Here is a 289-nt window from a genome sequence, read left to right on the forward strand (position 1 = left end):
GCCATGCTCGGCGCACCAAAAAAGGGAAGAGCACGTCAGTGCCCTTCCCCTTTTATTTATGTATATCGCAGATAAGAAAAAAGCCCGCTGATTTCTCAGCGGGCTTTCTAATGGTGGTGGAGGGATAGGGATTTGAACCCTAGAACCGCTATTAACGGTTGCCGGTTTTCAAGACCGGTGCTTTCGACCACTCAGCCATCCCTCCAACAAATTGTCATCAACAGATTAGTACACTGTAGATGTTGTTACATGTATACACAGGTAACGATATTTAAAGCCTGGCGATGTC

At 46.4% G+C, this 289-nt stretch carries 1 tRNA gene; it reads right to left on the bottom strand.

The window, feature by feature from the left end:
- Positions 1-114: 114 nt before the first annotated feature.
- A tRNA-Ser gene (locus tag AB4375_RS21655) sits at positions 115-205 on the bottom strand.
- Positions 206-289: the final 84 nt, after the last annotated feature.

Origin of the sequence: Vibrio sp. 10N.261.51.C6, assembly GCF_041471785.1 — a bacterium.
In the GTDB taxonomy this organism is placed as follows: Bacteria; Pseudomonadota; Gammaproteobacteria; order Enterobacterales; family Vibrionaceae; genus Vibrio; species Vibrio crassostreae_C.